Origin of the sequence: Streptomyces albireticuli (genome assembly GCF_021228125.1) — a bacterium.
Classification (GTDB): domain Bacteria; phylum Actinomycetota; class Actinomycetes; order Streptomycetales; family Streptomycetaceae; genus Streptomyces; species Streptomyces albireticuli.
This window is the reverse complement of sequence record NZ_JAJQQS010000004.1, coordinates 487,780-502,011: the sequence shown is the minus strand read 5'-3', so window position 1 is coordinate 502,011 and position 14,232 is coordinate 487,780. Positions and strand designations below refer to the sequence as shown.

The window sequence follows — 14,232 nt, the reverse complement described above, 5'->3', positions numbered from 1 at the left end:
GGGGCGCTGATACCCTGGTACCCCGTGGACCGGTGGGCGCAAGACCCCCCAACCGCAGCGACGGCACCCCCGGAGAAGACCGGGTGATCGCCGATACGCACCTCACCTCGCGACCACGGGAGCCCCCCTTTGGCCATTGCCGCAAAGCCCACGACGACCAAGCACCTCTTCGTCACGGGGGGTGTCGCCTCCTCGCTCGGCAAGGGTCTGACGGCCTCCAGCCTGGGCGCGCTGCTCAAGGCGCGGGGTCTGCGGGTCACGATGCAGAAGCTCGACCCGTACCTGAACGTCGACCCGGGCACGATGAACCCGTTCCAGCACGGTGAGGTCTTCGTCACCAACGACGGTGCCGAGACCGACCTGGACATCGGCCACTACGAGCGCTTCCTCGACGTCGACCTCGACGGCTCGGCCAACGTCACCACCGGCCAGGTCTACTCCTCCGTGATCGCCAAGGAGCGGCGCGGCGAGTACCTGGGCGACACCGTGCAGGTCATCCCGCACATCACCAACGAGATCAAGCACCGCATCCGCCGCATGGCGACCGACGACGTCGACGTCGTGATCACCGAGGTCGGCGGCACGGTCGGCGACATCGAGTCGCTGCCGTTCCTGGAGACCGTCCGCCAGGTCCGCCACGAGGTCGGCCGCGACAACGTCTTCGTCGTGCACATCTCGCTGCTGCCCTACATCGGCCCCTCCGGCGAGCTGAAGACCAAGCCCACCCAGCACTCCGTCGCCGCCCTGCGCAACATCGGCATCCAGCCCGACGCCATCGTGCTGCGCGCCGACCGCGAGGTGCCGGCCGCCATCAAGCGCAAGATCTCGCTGATGTGCGACGTCGACGAGGCCGCGGTCGTCGCCGCCATCGACGCCCCGTCGATCTACGACATCCCCAAGGTGCTGCACACCGAGGGCCTGGACGCCTATGTCGTGCGCAAGCTCGACCTGCCGTTCCGCGACGTGAACTGGACCCAGTGGGAGGACCTGCTGGACCGCGTCCACAACCCCGACCACGAGGTCACCGTCGCCCTGGTCGGCAAGTACATCGACCTGCCCGACGCCTACCTCTCGGTGACCGAGGCCATCCGCGCCGGCGGCTTCGCCAACCGCGCCAAGGTCAAGGTCAAGTGGGTCGCCTCCGACGACTGCAAGACCCCGGCCGGTGCCGAGAAGCAGCTCGGCGACGTCGACGCGATCTGCATCCCCGGCGGCTTCGGCGACCGCGGTGTCAACGGCAAGGTCGGCGCCATCACCTACGCCCGCGAGAAGAAGATCCCGCTGCTGGGCCTGTGCCTGGGCCTCCAGTGCGTGGTCATCGAGGCCGCCCGCAACCTGGCCGGCATCGAGGGCGCGAACTCCACCGAGTTCGACCCGGCCACCGCCAACCCGGTGATCTCCACCATGGCCGAGCAGCTGGACATCGTCGCCGGCGAGGGCGACATGGGCGGCACCATGCGCCTGGGCATGTACCCGGCCAAGCTCGCCGAGGGCTCCATCGTCCGTGAGGTCTACGACGACCAGCCGTACGTCGAGGAGCGCCACCGTCACCGCTACGAGGTGAACAACTCCTACCGCGCGGAGCTCGAGAAGGCCGGTCTGGTCTTCTCCGGCACCTCCCCGGACAACAAGCTGGTGGAGTACGTCGAGTACCCGCGCGAGGCCCACCCCTACCTGGTCGCCACCCAGGCGCACCCGGAGCTGCGCTCCCGCCCGACCCGCCCGCACCCGCTGTTCGCGGGTCTGGTCAAGGCGGCCGTGAAGCGCAAGCAGGGCTGACCTATACGGTTGCCGGGGTGAGGGCCCGCGCCATGACGGCGCGGGGCCTCACCCCGGTTTCCCGTTTTTGGAGGTACCCATGGGCATCAAGGACACCGCCGAGGAGTGGCAGGTCAACGCGACCGCGACGCCCTTCGTCGGCAACAAGACCAGCGTCCGCACGGACGAGGTGGTGATGCCGGACGGCTCCACCGTCACGCGTGACTACCAGGTGCACCCGGGCTCGGTCGCGGTCCTCGCCCTCGACGGCCAGGGACGCGTCCTGGTCCTCAGCCAGTACCGGCACCCGGTCCGGCAGAAGCTCTGGGAGATCCCCGCCGGGCTGCTCGACGTGCCCGGTGAGAACCCGCTGCACGCGGCGCAGCGCGAGCTCTACGAGGAGGCGCACATCAAGGCCGAGGACTGGCGGGTGCTGACCGACGTCTACACCACCCCCGGCGGCTGCGACGAGGCCGTCCGGATCTTCCTGGCCCGGGAGATCTCCGACGTGGAGGGCGAGCGCTTCGCCGTCGAGCACGAGGAGCTCGACATGGAGCTGGACCGGGTGCCGCTGGAGGAGCTGGTGCGCGGCGTCCTCGCGGGTGAGCTCCACAACAACTGCCTGGTCGTGGGCGTGCTGTCGCTCTCGGCGGCGCTGGCCGGCGACGGCCTGGACGCGCTGCGCCCGGCGGACGCCCCCTGGCCCGCCCGCCCCTTCGAGGCGTAGCCGCCGCGCCGGTCGGACCGTCCGGAGAACCGAATAGGTGATCTTCGGCGGGGCCGGTCCGGATTCCGCGGGGGGTGTCGGGCGGTGAACTAGGCTCGACGCGTTCCCGACCGCGTCCGCGGCGGGCTCGAACGTGCAGTTGGGACGGGAGTGTGCCCCGTGGCGGAGCGGGCGGTGGAGACCGGCAGCAGGATCGCGGAGCCCCCGCCCGAGCGGCGGTCCGCGGCACCCCGGACCGGTACCGGTGACCAGGACCGGCACCAGAACCAGCACCAGAACCGGCAGCGTGACCGTCAGCAGCGGCCGGGTCCGGCCGGGGTCTTCGTCGGCCGCCGCCGCGAGCTGGAGGAACTGCGGGCGGACATCGACCGCACCGGGCTCGACACCCTGGCCGGCCGCAAGGCGCCGCGCTGCCGGGTGCTGCTCATCGCCGGACGGCCCGGTTCCGGCCGTACCGCGCTGGCCGAGCGGCTGGTCGGGCAGCTCGCCGACGACTACCCCGACGGGGTCCTGCGGGCCCGTCTGACGGGCGCCGACGGCGAGCCCGTACCCACCGAGCGCACCGCGCGGGCCCTGCTCGCCGGCCTCGGCGCGCCCGTGCCCGCGGGCGCCGGCGAGGACGAGCTGACGGAGGCGCTGCGCACCGCGCTGCTCGGGCGGCGGACGCTGCTGCTCCTCGACGACGCGGCGGGCGCCGAGCAGGTCGACCCGCTGCTTCCGGACGAGTCGGGCTGCCTGGTCGTGGCCGTCTCGCGCGGCCCGCTGACCGGCGTCCCCGACGTCCGCCCCTGCACGCTGGGCGGGCTCGACACGGCGGCGGCCGTGGAGCTCCTGGAGAGGTACGCGGGCCCCACCCGGATCACCTGCGACCCGGTGGCCGCGAAGGCCGTCGTGGAGGAGTGCGGCGGCCAGCCCGCCGCGCTGGTCCTGGTGGGCGGCTGGCTCGCGGCGCACCCCAAGACGACCGTCGTCGACGCCGCCAAGCGGCTGCGGGAGCTGCCGCCCGCCGACGGCCACGAGAGCGCGGGCCGGCCGCTGGCCCGGGCCTTCTGGCTCGCCTACGAGGCGCTGCCGGCCTCCGCCGCCCGGATACTGCGCCTGCTGGCGCTGGCCCCGGCCGGCCCGGCGGACGCGCACACCACGTCGGCGCTGGCAGGGTGCTCGGTGGCGGCCGCCGAGAGCGCGCTGGAGGACTTCGCCGCCCGCGGCCTGCTGCGGGCCGAGCCCGCGGGTCCGTACCTGGGTCCGCAGTACCGGGTGCCGGGCTGCCTGGCGTCGATGCTGCGGGCGCTGCTGGAGACCCAGGAGCGCCCGGCGGAGGTGGAGCTGGCGCGGGCCCGGATGCTGGAGCGGACCGTGCGGCAGCTGCACTCCTGCCGGGCGAGCACCGAGACCGACGACCCGCTGACCCGCAGACGCCTCGCGGAGCTGCCCAGGCCCCTGCGGTTCCCGACCCCGCAGGCGGCCGAGGAGTGGTTGCGGGGCCGGTTGCCGGCGTTGCTGGCGGCGGCCCGGCTGGCGGTGCGGGACGGCAGGCTGGACACCCTCGCCCGGCGGCTGGTCTCCGCGCTGACCCGCGCCCTGACGGCCCATCTGGGCGCCGAGGAGGCGGGGCCGGAGCTCTACGGGCTGCACCAGCTCGTCCTCGACGTCGCGCAGCGCTGCGAGATGCCGCTGGAGAAGGCGGCGGCGCTGCTGAACCTCGGTGACCTGGACGCGCGCGCCGGCCGCACCCGTACCGCCCTGGGCCGCTACCGCGAGGCCCTGGACTCGGCGCGCGAGGCGTCCGACCCGTACGCCACGAGCCGTTCGCTGGAGTCCATCGCCGCCTCGCACCAGGAGCTGGGCGACTGGCAGCGGGCCGCCGACTGGTACCGGCGGGCGCTGGAGCTGCGCCTGACGAGGGGTGAGCCGGCGGACGAGGCGAGGCTGTACGGGCGGCTGGGCGCGGTGCACACCTACGCGGGGGAGTGGGGCGAGGCCCTGCGCGACTGGCGCGCGGCGGCGGCCACGTACCGGCGGCTGCGCGATCTGCCGGGCCACGCGCGGGCGCTCGGCGAGATCGCCCGGGTGCAGGAGTACGCGGGCCGCCCGCAGGAGGCGCTGCGCACCTGTCTGGAGGCCGTGGAGCAGGCGCGGCAGGCCGGTGACGTCCGGCTGGAGGCCGCGGTGCGGCTGAGGCTCGCGGACACCCTGGAGCGGCTCGGCGACCCGCCGGCGGCCGGTCTGCACCGAGGCGAGGCCGAGCGGCTGCTGGCGGCGGGCGAGCCGACGGGGTCCGCGGGGACGCCGGGGTCGGCGGCCGGCCCCGGCGCGGCCGGAGGGGACGGGCCGGGCATATCCCCGGCGCGGGCCCCCGGCGTGCCGCGCCCGCAGCCGGGCCCCCACGGGGGCTGACGGCGGTCGGGCCGTCACGGCGGCCGGCCGGTGGCCGGGTCCCTGCGGTGTCGGTCGAACCGGTGCCGGGCCCTCGTGGCGCGGGCTCCCGGCGTGCCGCGCCCGCAGCCGGGCCCCCACGGGGGCTGACGGTGGTCGGGCCGTCACGGCGGTCGGCCGGTGGCCGGGTCCCTGCGGTGTCGGTCGAACCGGTGCCGGGCCCTCGTGGCTCGGGCTCCCGGCGTGCCGCGCCCCGACCCGGGCCCCACGGCGGCCGATCGGAGCCGGACCGCCACAGCGGTCGAACCGGGGCCGGACCCCCGCGGCGGCTGACCGCGCCCGGCGCCTTCGGGCGTCCGTGGTCCCTTCCCGGCCGTCGCCGCCTCCCGTCCGCCACCGTCCCGACCCGCCCCGTCGCGCCGGGCCCGGAGTCCCCGCCGGTCCCGCCACGGCCGCCCTGCCCTCGGATGCCGCTCCTGCCCTCCGGCACCGGGGGGCGGCACCCGGGACCTCCGCCACCGGTGCCGGATCCTTCGCGGGCCCCACCCCGCCTGTCCGCGACCCTCCCGGCCCGCTCACCCGGCCCGTCTCCGGCGGTACCGCGGCCGGTCGCGGACCCGGGCCGGAGGACGCATGGCGTGAGCCCGCACCCCCAGAGGGTTACCTACGAAATCAGCAGTTGATCGCTAGAAGATTGGCGCTTTGCAAGGCTAGACAGCGCAGGATCCTTCATTAGACTGGTTGAGCCGCGATCGACGCGGTCTGCTCTGGTGTGCCCCGGCATTTCCGGATTAGCCTGTCATTCTCTGATTCAAGGACCGTGATCGACGTGAAGGTCGGCATCCCCAGCGAGGTCAAGAACAACGAGTTCCGCGTGGCCATCACGCCCGCCGGCGTGCATGAGCTCGTGCGCAACGGCCACCAGGTCTTCGTGCAGCAGGGCGCCGGTGTCGGCTCCTCCATCACGGACGCCGAGTACACGGCCGCGGGCGCGAACATCCTGGAGACGGCCGACGAGGTCTGGGAGACCGCCGACCTGCTCCTGAAGGTCAAGGAGCCGATCGCGGAGGAGTACCACCGCCTCCGCAAGGGCCAGACCCTCTTCACCTACCTGCACCTGGCCGCGTCCCGCGAGTGCACCGACGCGCTGCTCCAGTCCGGCACCACCGCCATCGCGTACGAGACCGTGGAGCTCGCCAACCGCGCGCTGCCGCTGCTCGCCCCGATGTCCGAGGTCGCGGGCCGGCTGGCCCCGCAGGTCGGCGCCTACCACCTGATGCGCTCGGCCGGCGGCCGTGGCGTCCTGCCGGGCGGCGTCCCGGGCACCGCGGCCGGCAAGGCCGTCGTCATCGGCGGTGGCGTCTCCGGCTGGAACGCCGCGCAGATCGCCGTCGGCATGGGCTTCCACGTCACCCTGCTCGACCGTGACATCAACAAGCTCCGCGAGGCCGACAAGGTCTTCGGCACCAAGGTGCAGACGATCGTCTCCAACGCCTACGAGCTGGAGAAGGCCGTCGTCGAGGCCGACCTCGTCATCGGCGCCGTCCTCATCCCGGGTGCCAAGGCCCCGAAGCTCGTCACCAACGAGCTCGTCGCCAAGATGAAGCCCGGAAGTGTACTTGTCGACATTGCGATCGACCAGGGCGGCTGCTTCGAGGACTCCAAGCCGACCACCCACGCCGAGCCGACCTTCCAGGTCCACGACTCGGTGTTCTACTGCGTCGCGAACATGCCGGGCGCCGTGCCGAACACGTCCACCTACGCGCTGACCAACGCCACGCTGCCGTACATCGTCGAGCTGGCCAACCGCGGCTGGCAGGACGCGCTGCGCCGTGACGCCGCGCTCGCCAAGGGCCTCAACACCCACGAGGGACAGGTCGTTTACGGTCCCGTCGCCGAGGCGCACGGTCTGCCGCACGTCGAACTGAGCGACCTGCTCGGCTGAGTCGTCAACACGACACGCCAAGAGCGCGCACCCGGCCGGGCCTTGCTGAGCAAGGTCCGGCCGGGCCGTTTACCGCCCGTTTCGCGGGTGTTTCGACGCCCCGTGAAACTTCCGGGTTGTGGGCCGTACACCCTTGACAGAAGGCTGTTCGATTGCCGACACATCGTGCCGTCTCCGGCGGATTGTGTTGCTGCGGACCGCCGACACGCCATAGAGTCGCCAACCGTCGGCATGGTGCAACGCTGACCTATCTAGATGTTTCCTGGTCACCAAGGAGGTAGGACGACTTGTGAATGAGTCGACATTTGCTCCCGGGGGTGGTCACCCAGGAATGTCTGCGCAGGGCCAGAGTCCCATGGGGCTCCAAGCTGTCGGCTCCGTCGCTGTCCACACCTTCGCGGCACACCAGAGCATCCAGAGCACGCAGAGAGCACAGAGCACACCGACAGCCCACCAGAGCATGGACGGCCATCACGTGAACGCCATGGCCGGCGACCGCGGCGGAGCGGATCCCGCCCGGCTCGCCGACTACGAGGACGTGCCCGAGGGGCACTTCTACGACCCTGACGCGGAGTACGAGCCCGACCCCGAGTACGCGGCCACCCTCGCGCCCGACGCTGCCCGGCAGCGCCGCGAGCGCATCGGCCCGACCGGGCGTCCCCTGCCGTACTTCCCCATCCCCGGTCCGCTGACCGACCACGGCCCCGCGAAGATCATCGCGATGTGCAACCAGAAGGGCGGGGTCGGCAAGACCACCTCGACCATCAACCTGGGCGCCGCGCTCGCGGAGTACGGGCGCCGGGTGCTGCTCGTCGACTTCGACCCGCAGGGCGCGCTCTCCGTCGGCCTCGGCGTCAACCCGATGGAGCTCGACCTGACGGTCTACAACCTGCTCATGGAGCGGGGCATGTCGGCCGACGAGGTCCTCCTGAAGACCGCCGTGCCCAACATGGACCTGCTGCCCAGCAATATCGATTTGTCAGCGGCCGAGGTGCAGCTCGTCAGCGAGGTCGCCCGCGAGTCCACCCTCCAGCGCGCCCTCAAGCCGCTGCTGGCGGACTACGACTACATCGTCATCGACTGCCAGCCGTCGCTCGGTCTGCTGACCGTCAACGCCCTGACGGCCGCTCACAAGGTGATCGTCCCCCTGGAGTGCGAGTTCTTCGCGCTGCGCGGTGTGGCGCTGCTCACCGAGACGATCGAGAAGGTCCAGGAGCGGCTCAACCCCGAACTGGAGCTGGACGGCATCCTCGCCACCATGTACGACTCGCGGACCGTGCACAGCCGCGAGGTGCTGGCCCGGGTGGTCGAGGCGTTCGACGACCACGTCTACCACACGGTCATCGGCCGTACGGTCCGCTTCCCCGAGACCACGGTCGCGGGCGAGCCCATCACCACGTACGCGTCCAACTCCGTCGGCGCCGCCGCCTACCGTCAGCTCGCCAGGGAGGTGCTCGCCCGGTGTCACGCCGAGTGAGTCTGCCCGGCGCCGACGAGCTGTTCCGCACCACCGGGGGGACCGGGCTCCAGCCCTCCTCCCCCCGCCGGCAGGCGAACCCCGAGGCGGGTCCGCGGGTCCCCGGCCCGGCCGGCGAGTCCGGCTCGGGGCCGGAGACCGGCGGGGCGGGCCAGGAGGGCGCCGCCGGGCCCGGCGGCCGGGGTCCGGCCGCGACCGACCGGGACCCGGCGGCCGAGCGGCGCACGGCCGCGCAGGGTGCCGCGGGCCGCGACGCCGCCGCTCCGGCGCCCGCGCAGGGCCGCCGCCGCGGCCGGGGTGCCAACCGCCGGCCCAGCGGCCGCGAGCGCCACGACGAGAAGATCACCGTCTATGTCTCCGCCGAGGAGCTCATGGACCTCGAGCACGCCCGGCTGGTGCTGCGCGGCGAGCACGGCCTCGCGGTCGACCGCGGCCGGATCGTGCGGGAGGCCGTCGCGGTCGTCCTCGCCGACCTGGAGTCCCGCGGCGACGCGAGCATCCTCGTGCGCCGCCTGCGCGGCCGCTGAGCGGCTCCGCCGCTAACCTGCCGTCGGGCCGTACGGTCCGCTCTCCGCCCGCACCTGGAACGTCGATGCCCGTAGCCGCCTCCTCCCCGGCCCGCCGCCCCCTGGGGCACGGTGCGCCGGACCGGGAGCCGCCGACGCCGCCCGGCGACGGCCCGGGAAGCGCCCGGGCGGCAGGGGAGGTCCCGGGGAACGCGCCCGAAGGCCCTCCGGGGCCGGAGGCCGCCGACGACGGCCGGTTCACCGTCCGGCTCGACAACTTCGAGGGCCCCTTCGACCTGCTGCTCCAGCTGATCTCCCGGCACAAGCTGGACGTCACCGAGGTCGCGCTGTCGAAGGTCACCGACGAGTTCATGGCACACATCCGCGCCATGGGACCGGACTGGGACCTCGACCAGACCACCGAGTTCCTGGTGGTCGCGGCCACCCTCCTCGACCTCAAGACGGCCCGGCTGCTGCCGGCCGCCGAGGTCGAGGACGAGGCCGACCTCGCCCTGCTGGAGGCCCGGGACCTGCTGTTCGCGCGGCTGCTGCAGTACCGCGCGTACAAGAAGGTCGCGGACATCTTCGGCGAGCGGCTGGCGGCCGAGGAGCACCGCCACCCGCGCACCGTCGGCCTGGAGCCGCACCACGCGGAGCTGCTGCCCGAGGTCGTCCTCGGCATCGGCCCGCGCGGCCTCGCCGAGCTGGCCGTGAAGGCGATGCGGCCCCGGGCCGAGCCCCAGGTCCTCACCGAGCACATCCACGCGCCGCTGGTCAGCGTCCGGGAGCAGGCCCGGGTCGTGGTGGCCCGGCTGCGGGTGGCCGGCACGGCGACCTTCGGCGACCTCACCCGGGACGCCCCCGACACCCTGACGGTCGTGGCGCGCTTCCTCGCCCTCCTGGAGCTCTACCGCGAGCGGGCGGTCGCCCTGGACCAGGAGCTGGCCCTGGGCGCGCTGACGGTCCGCTGGACGGGCGCGGAGGAGGCCCTGCCGGTGGTGACGGACGAATTCGACCGGGAGACGCGGGAAGACGGGTCCGACGGGTCCGAGGACACGAAGGAGGAGCCGGCGTGAACGGTGCGACGGACAGCGGGGCGACGGCCGTGGACACGGATGCCGGGGCGGACGCGGGCCGGACGCCGCCGCCCGCCGGGCCGCGGGACGTGGCCGGGCTCGCCCTGGCACCCGCCCTGGAGGCCGTCCTGATGGTCGTGGACGAGCCCGTGGCCGAGGAGTACCTCGCCCGGGTCCTCCAGCGGCCCCGGCGCGAGATCACCGAGGCGCTCCGCGGCCTGGCCGCGGAGTACACCGCCCAGGGGCGCGGGTTCGAGCTGCGCGAGATCGCCGGCGGCTGGCGGTTCTCCACCCGCCCGGAGTACGCCGACGCCGTGGAGGCGTTCGTCCTCGACGGCCGGCAGGCCCGGCTGACCCAGGCCGCGCTGGAGACTCTGGCCGTCGTCGCGTACCGTCAGCCGGTCAGCCGTTCGAGGGTCTCCGCGGTCCGCGGGGTGAACTGCGACGGCGTCATGCGCACCCTCCTCCAGCGGGGTCTGGTGGAGGAGACGGGGACGGAACCCGAAACAGGTGCGATCCTGTACAGGACGACGAACTACTTTCTGGAGCGAATGGGCCTGCGGGGCCTGGACGAGCTCCCGGAGCTCGCGCCCTTTCTCCCCGAGGCGGACGCGATCGAAGGCGACACTCAGGAAGGTGTGCCGTCGTTCGATCCGGACGCACCGGACACCGAAGCGGACGACAAGACGGAACTTTGATGCGAAGCAGCGGCAGGAACAGCGGAAGCGGCAACCGGGACGACCGGGGCGGGCGAGCGGGAGCTCCCCGTCCGGCCTCCGGGGGCGGACGCGCGGGCGGCGGCCGGTCCGGCGGCGGGCGCCCCGAGGGCGGCCGTTCCGGTGGCCGCTCCGGCGGTGGCCGGTCCGAGGGCGGCCGCTCCGGCGGCGGTCGTTTCGACGGCGGCCGTGACGGCGCCCGTCGCGACGACAGGCAGCAGGAGCAGCGTCCGCGCCGGCCGCGCCCCGAGGAGCGCCGCTACGACGTGGGCAACGACGCCCCGGAGAACCGCGGCGCCCGTGGCGCGGCGGCCCGTGGTGGCGCCAAGGGCGGCCCGCGCAAGAGCCCCACGGCGGGCTCCGGCGGCCGGGCCAGCGGCCCCGCCCGTGGCCGTACGCTCCCGGGCCGTCCGCGCGAGCTCGACGCCAAGATCGAGGAGCGCAACCGGGAGCGGCACAACAAGCCGCAGATCAAGACGCCCAAGACCTTCCCCGGCGCCGAGCAGGAGGGCGAGCGCCTCCAGAAGGTGCTGGCCCGGGCGGGCATGGGCTCGCGGCGCGCCTGCGAAGAGCTGATCGAGATGTCCCGCGTCGAGGTCAACGGCGAGATCGTCACCGAGCAGGGCCTGCGCGTGGACCCGGAGAAGGACGAGATCAAGGTCGACGGCCTCACGGTCGCCACCCAGTCCTACCTCTTCTTCGCGCTCAACAAGCCGGCCGGCGTCGTCTCCACCATGGAGGACCCCGACGGCCGCCAGTGCCTCGGCGACTACGTCACCAACCGCGAGACCCGGCTCTTCCACGTCGGCCGTCTCGACACGGAGACCGAGGGCATCATCCTGCTCACCAACCACGGTGAGCTGGCCCACCGCCTCACGCACCCCAAGTACGGCGTCCAGAAGACCTACCTGGCGGCCATCACGGGCCCGCTGCCGCGCGACATCGGCAAGCAGCTCAAGAGCGGCATCCAGCTGGAGGACGGCTGGGCCCGCGCCGACAACTTCCGGGTCATCCAGCAGACCGGCAAGAACTACCTGGTCGAGGTGACCCTCCACGAGGGCCGGAAGCACATCGTGCGCCGGATGCTCGCCGAGGCCGGCTTCCCGGTCGAGAAGCTGGTCCGCACCGGCTTCGGCCCGATCCCGCTCGGTGACCAGAAGTCCGGCTGGCTGCGCCGTCTGACCAACACCGAGGTCGGCATGCTGATGCGCGAGGTGGATCTCTAAAACCCCGGGACCGGCGATCCCGCAGCTGGAATGCTTGATCCATGAAAAATATGGAGATAGGAGCGGACCGGCTGCGGGACGCCGGACTGCCGGACGCGGACCTGTCGCCCGTGCTCGCGGAGCAGGGGCACCCGCTCGTCTTCGCGACCGTTTCCGGAGCCCATCTGTACGGCTTCCCGTCACGCGACTCGGACGTGGACCTGCGGGGGGTCCATCTGCTGCCGCTGGAAGACCTGATCGGGCTCCGTGAGGGCGAGGAGACCCGGACCGTGACCGGGCCGCGGGACGGTGTCGAGATGGATCTCGTCACCCATGACCTGCGGAAGTTCGTCCGGATGATGCTGCGCCGCAACGGCTATGTCCTGGAGCAGCTCCTCTCGCCGCTGGTGGTCCGCAGCACGGACGCGCACGCCGAGCTGATCGCGCTGGCCCCGGGCGTCCTCACCCGCAACCACGCCCACCACTACCGCGGCTTCGCGGTCACACAGTGGCGGCTCTTCGAGAAGCGGCACGGGCTGAAGCCGCTGCTCTACACCCTGCGGGTGCTGCTCACCGGCATCCATCTGATGCGCAGCGGCGAGGTCGAGGCCCACCTCCCCACGCTGCTCGGCCATGTGACCGCCCCCGGCTACGTCCGTGAGCTGATCGCGGCGAAGGCGGAGGCCGAGCAGGGGCCGCTGGGGGGCCTGGTCGACGTGGTGCGGGCCCAGGCGGACGTCGAGGCGCTGCACGCGGAGCTGGAGGCGGCCCAGGACGGGTCGCTCCTGCCGGAGAGCCCTTCGCGCGAGACGCACGACGCCCTGCACGACCTGGTGGTGCGGGCCCGGCTCGGGGCCTAGGCCGGCCCGCACGGCGCCGACGCCCCGGACCCCGGTCCTCAAGCGCCGGACGGGTTGGTTTGTCGCCCGGCACGGGCGGAAAGCCGAGCTCGGACAGAGGCGGAATCCAGCCCGGCCGGCGTTTGAGGCCACCGCGCGGCAGCGCGGAAAGGGGGCCGGGGGCGAAGCCCCCGGTCACGGGAAGGGGCGGGTAGGGGATCAAGCCCCCGCCGACCCCCGCCGCACCCGCACCAGAAAGTCCTCCACCCGCGCCACGTCCGGCTCCACCGGCAGCGGGGACCCCGCCCCCGCCGTCTCGTTCTCCTCCCACAGCCGCCCGAGCCACGACTCCACCTCCGCCCAGGTCAGCTCGCCGCGCCGGACCGCCAGCAGGCGCTCCCGCTCCTCGCCCACCTCGATGACGAGCCGGCCGGTGCGCAGCAGATCGCGGCAGCTGGTCAGCAGCCGCAGCAGGTGCATCGCGTGCTTCCAGCGCGGCGCGCCGCGCCCGCGGATCTCCGCGTCGAGCTTCTTGCGCTGCGACACGGCGTAACCGGCGAAGGACTGCCGGACCCGCTGCGAGAGGAACGCGTCGCGCAGTCCGAGCAGCTCCAGGCCGGTGGCGTCGGCGTGCTCGACGAGCGGGGAGTGCAAGCACTCCAGGATGTTGGGGTTGCCCCGCAGGGCCAGCTCGCAGAAGCGCTCCAGCTCCCAGGAGAACCGCTCCTCGCCCGGCCCCTCCACATGCGTGGGCGGCTTGGTGAAACCCCAGAACAGCGGGGTGGGCGCCACGTAGACGCCCCGGCGGTCGGTGTCGCTCGCCTCCGTGGCCAGGCCGAAGGCGCGCGACCCCATCACACAGGTGTAGACCGAGTGTCCGGTCACCAGGGCGTGATCGGGGGAGAGTGGTGTTCCGGGGCGCATGGGGCGATTGTGACCGCCCCCGGACGGCCACGTCACCCGGGTTTCCCGCCGCCCGGTGGCCGCGAGGGCCCCGAAAGCCTCAGGACCAGACGGCCAGGCCCGTCGCGCGACCCTCCTCGTCCCGCTGGACCTCCATCATCCCGTCGACCGCGTCCCGGTTGATCCGCCCGAAGACGTGCGGGAAGAGCGTCCCCTCCGGGACGCCGGGCGGCGGTGCCGGATCGGCCGCCTCCCAGCGGACCATGACGTCCAGCTTGTGCTCGTCGATCAGCAGCACCATCAGCGGGCCGGGCGTCGCGCGGTAGAAGGCCGTGACGACCGCGAGCGTGGTCTCCTCGTCCGGGGAGCAGTGCACGAAGCCCTCGTCGGAGAGGGAGGCGGGGGAGTACGGGCGGTCGGGCACGGCCAGCCAGTCGTCCAGGGGCACCACGTGGTAGATCATGTACATGGTTGTACCGGACGCGGGCCCGCCCGTCGTGGAGGGCGACTCCCGAGCCGCACCGAGCCGACCGGGGCGACCGGGGCGGCCCGGTCCGGGACCCGGGCCGGACGCCCGGGCGTACGCCGATCGGGCCGCCCCGCACATCCGCCCGCCGCGCTGACTAGGCTGGTCGGGCACGCCACGCCGGTCCGGTCCGCGGCCGCACCGAGCGCCCGTGGCACCGCACCCCGTGTCCCCCGGC

The 14,232-nt window shown here is 73.4% G+C and carries 12 protein-coding genes; 10 read left to right on the top strand and 2 right to left on the bottom strand.

Features of this window, described 5'->3' with window-relative positions; translation table 11 throughout:
* Positions 1-129: 129 nt before the first annotated feature.
* From pyrG to LUZ64_RS10575, 10 genes are all read left to right on the top strand, one after another.
* A complete protein-coding gene (gene pyrG / locus LUZ64_RS10620; protein ID WP_248288255.1) occupies positions 130-1,779 on the top strand; it encodes a CTP synthase in 1,650 nt (549 codons plus the stop codon).
* A 79-nt stretch (positions 1,780-1,858) separates the two neighbouring features.
* Complete coding sequence (locus LUZ64_RS10615; RefSeq protein ID WP_095578819.1) at positions 1,859-2,485, top strand: NUDIX domain-containing protein; 627 nt, start codon at positions 1,859-1,861, stop codon at positions 2,483-2,485.
* A gap of 342 nt (positions 2,486-2,827) precedes the next feature.
* Positions 2,828-4,882: a tetratricopeptide repeat protein gene (locus tag LUZ64_RS10610; RefSeq protein WP_095578820.1), complete on the top strand. Its 2,055-nt coding sequence runs from the start codon at positions 2,828-2,830 to the stop codon at positions 4,880-4,882.
* A gap of 808 nt (positions 4,883-5,690) precedes the next feature.
* Positions 5,691-6,806 (top strand): alanine dehydrogenase, encoded by a 1,116-nt coding sequence (gene ald / locus LUZ64_RS10605; protein ID WP_095578821.1) that lies wholly within the window; start codon positions 5,691-5,693, stop codon positions 6,804-6,806.
* A gap of 331 nt (positions 6,807-7,137) precedes the next feature.
* Positions 7,138-8,283 carry a ParA family protein gene (locus LUZ64_RS10600; protein WP_087928714.1) on the top strand — a complete coding sequence of 382 codons (1,146 nt, stop codon included), beginning with the start codon at positions 7,138-7,140 and terminating at the stop codon, positions 8,281-8,283.
* Positions 8,268-8,810: a hypothetical protein gene (locus LUZ64_RS10595; protein WP_232390415.1), complete on the top strand. Its 543-nt coding sequence runs from the start codon at positions 8,268-8,270 to the stop codon at positions 8,808-8,810. The genes LUZ64_RS10600 and LUZ64_RS10595 overlap by 16 nt, the downstream gene beginning before the upstream one ends.
* Positions 8,807-9,865, top strand: coding sequence for a segregation and condensation protein A (locus LUZ64_RS10590; protein WP_443728953.1), 1,059 nt, complete (start codon positions 8,807-8,809; stop codon positions 9,863-9,865). The genes LUZ64_RS10595 and LUZ64_RS10590 overlap by 4 nt, the downstream gene beginning before the upstream one ends.
* A 131-nt stretch (positions 9,866-9,996) precedes the next feature.
* Entirely contained in the window at positions 9,997-10,563 is a 567-nt protein-coding gene (scpB, locus tag LUZ64_RS10585) for an SMC-Scp complex subunit ScpB (RefSeq protein WP_232390422.1), read from the top strand.
* Complete coding sequence (locus LUZ64_RS10580) at positions 10,563-11,807, top strand: pseudouridine synthase (RefSeq protein WP_095584410.1); 1,245 nt, start codon at positions 10,563-10,565, stop codon at positions 11,805-11,807. Before scpB ends, LUZ64_RS10580 begins: the two co-directional genes overlap by 1 nt.
* Before the next feature lie 50 nt (positions 11,808-11,857).
* The gene (locus tag LUZ64_RS10575) at positions 11,858-12,646 is read left to right on the top strand and encodes a nucleotidyltransferase domain-containing protein (RefSeq protein ID WP_095584409.1); all 789 of its coding nucleotides are present in this window, start codon (positions 11,858-11,860) and stop codon (positions 12,644-12,646) included.
* Positions 12,647-12,844: 198 nt separating this feature from the next.
* Here LUZ64_RS10575 and LUZ64_RS10570 read toward each other — a convergent pair whose 3' ends face one another.
* Both LUZ64_RS10570 and LUZ64_RS10565 read right to left on the bottom strand, forming a co-directional pair.
* Complete coding sequence (locus LUZ64_RS10570) at positions 12,845-13,549, bottom strand: nucleotidyltransferase domain-containing protein (RefSeq protein ID WP_095584408.1); 705 nt, start codon at positions 13,547-13,549, stop codon at positions 12,845-12,847.
* A 79-nt stretch (positions 13,550-13,628) separates the two neighbouring features.
* Positions 13,629-13,991: a DUF952 domain-containing protein gene (locus LUZ64_RS10565; protein ID WP_095584414.1), complete on the bottom strand. Its 363-nt coding sequence runs from the start codon at positions 13,989-13,991 to the stop codon at positions 13,629-13,631.
* Between the last annotated feature and the right edge of the window lie 241 nt (positions 13,992-14,232).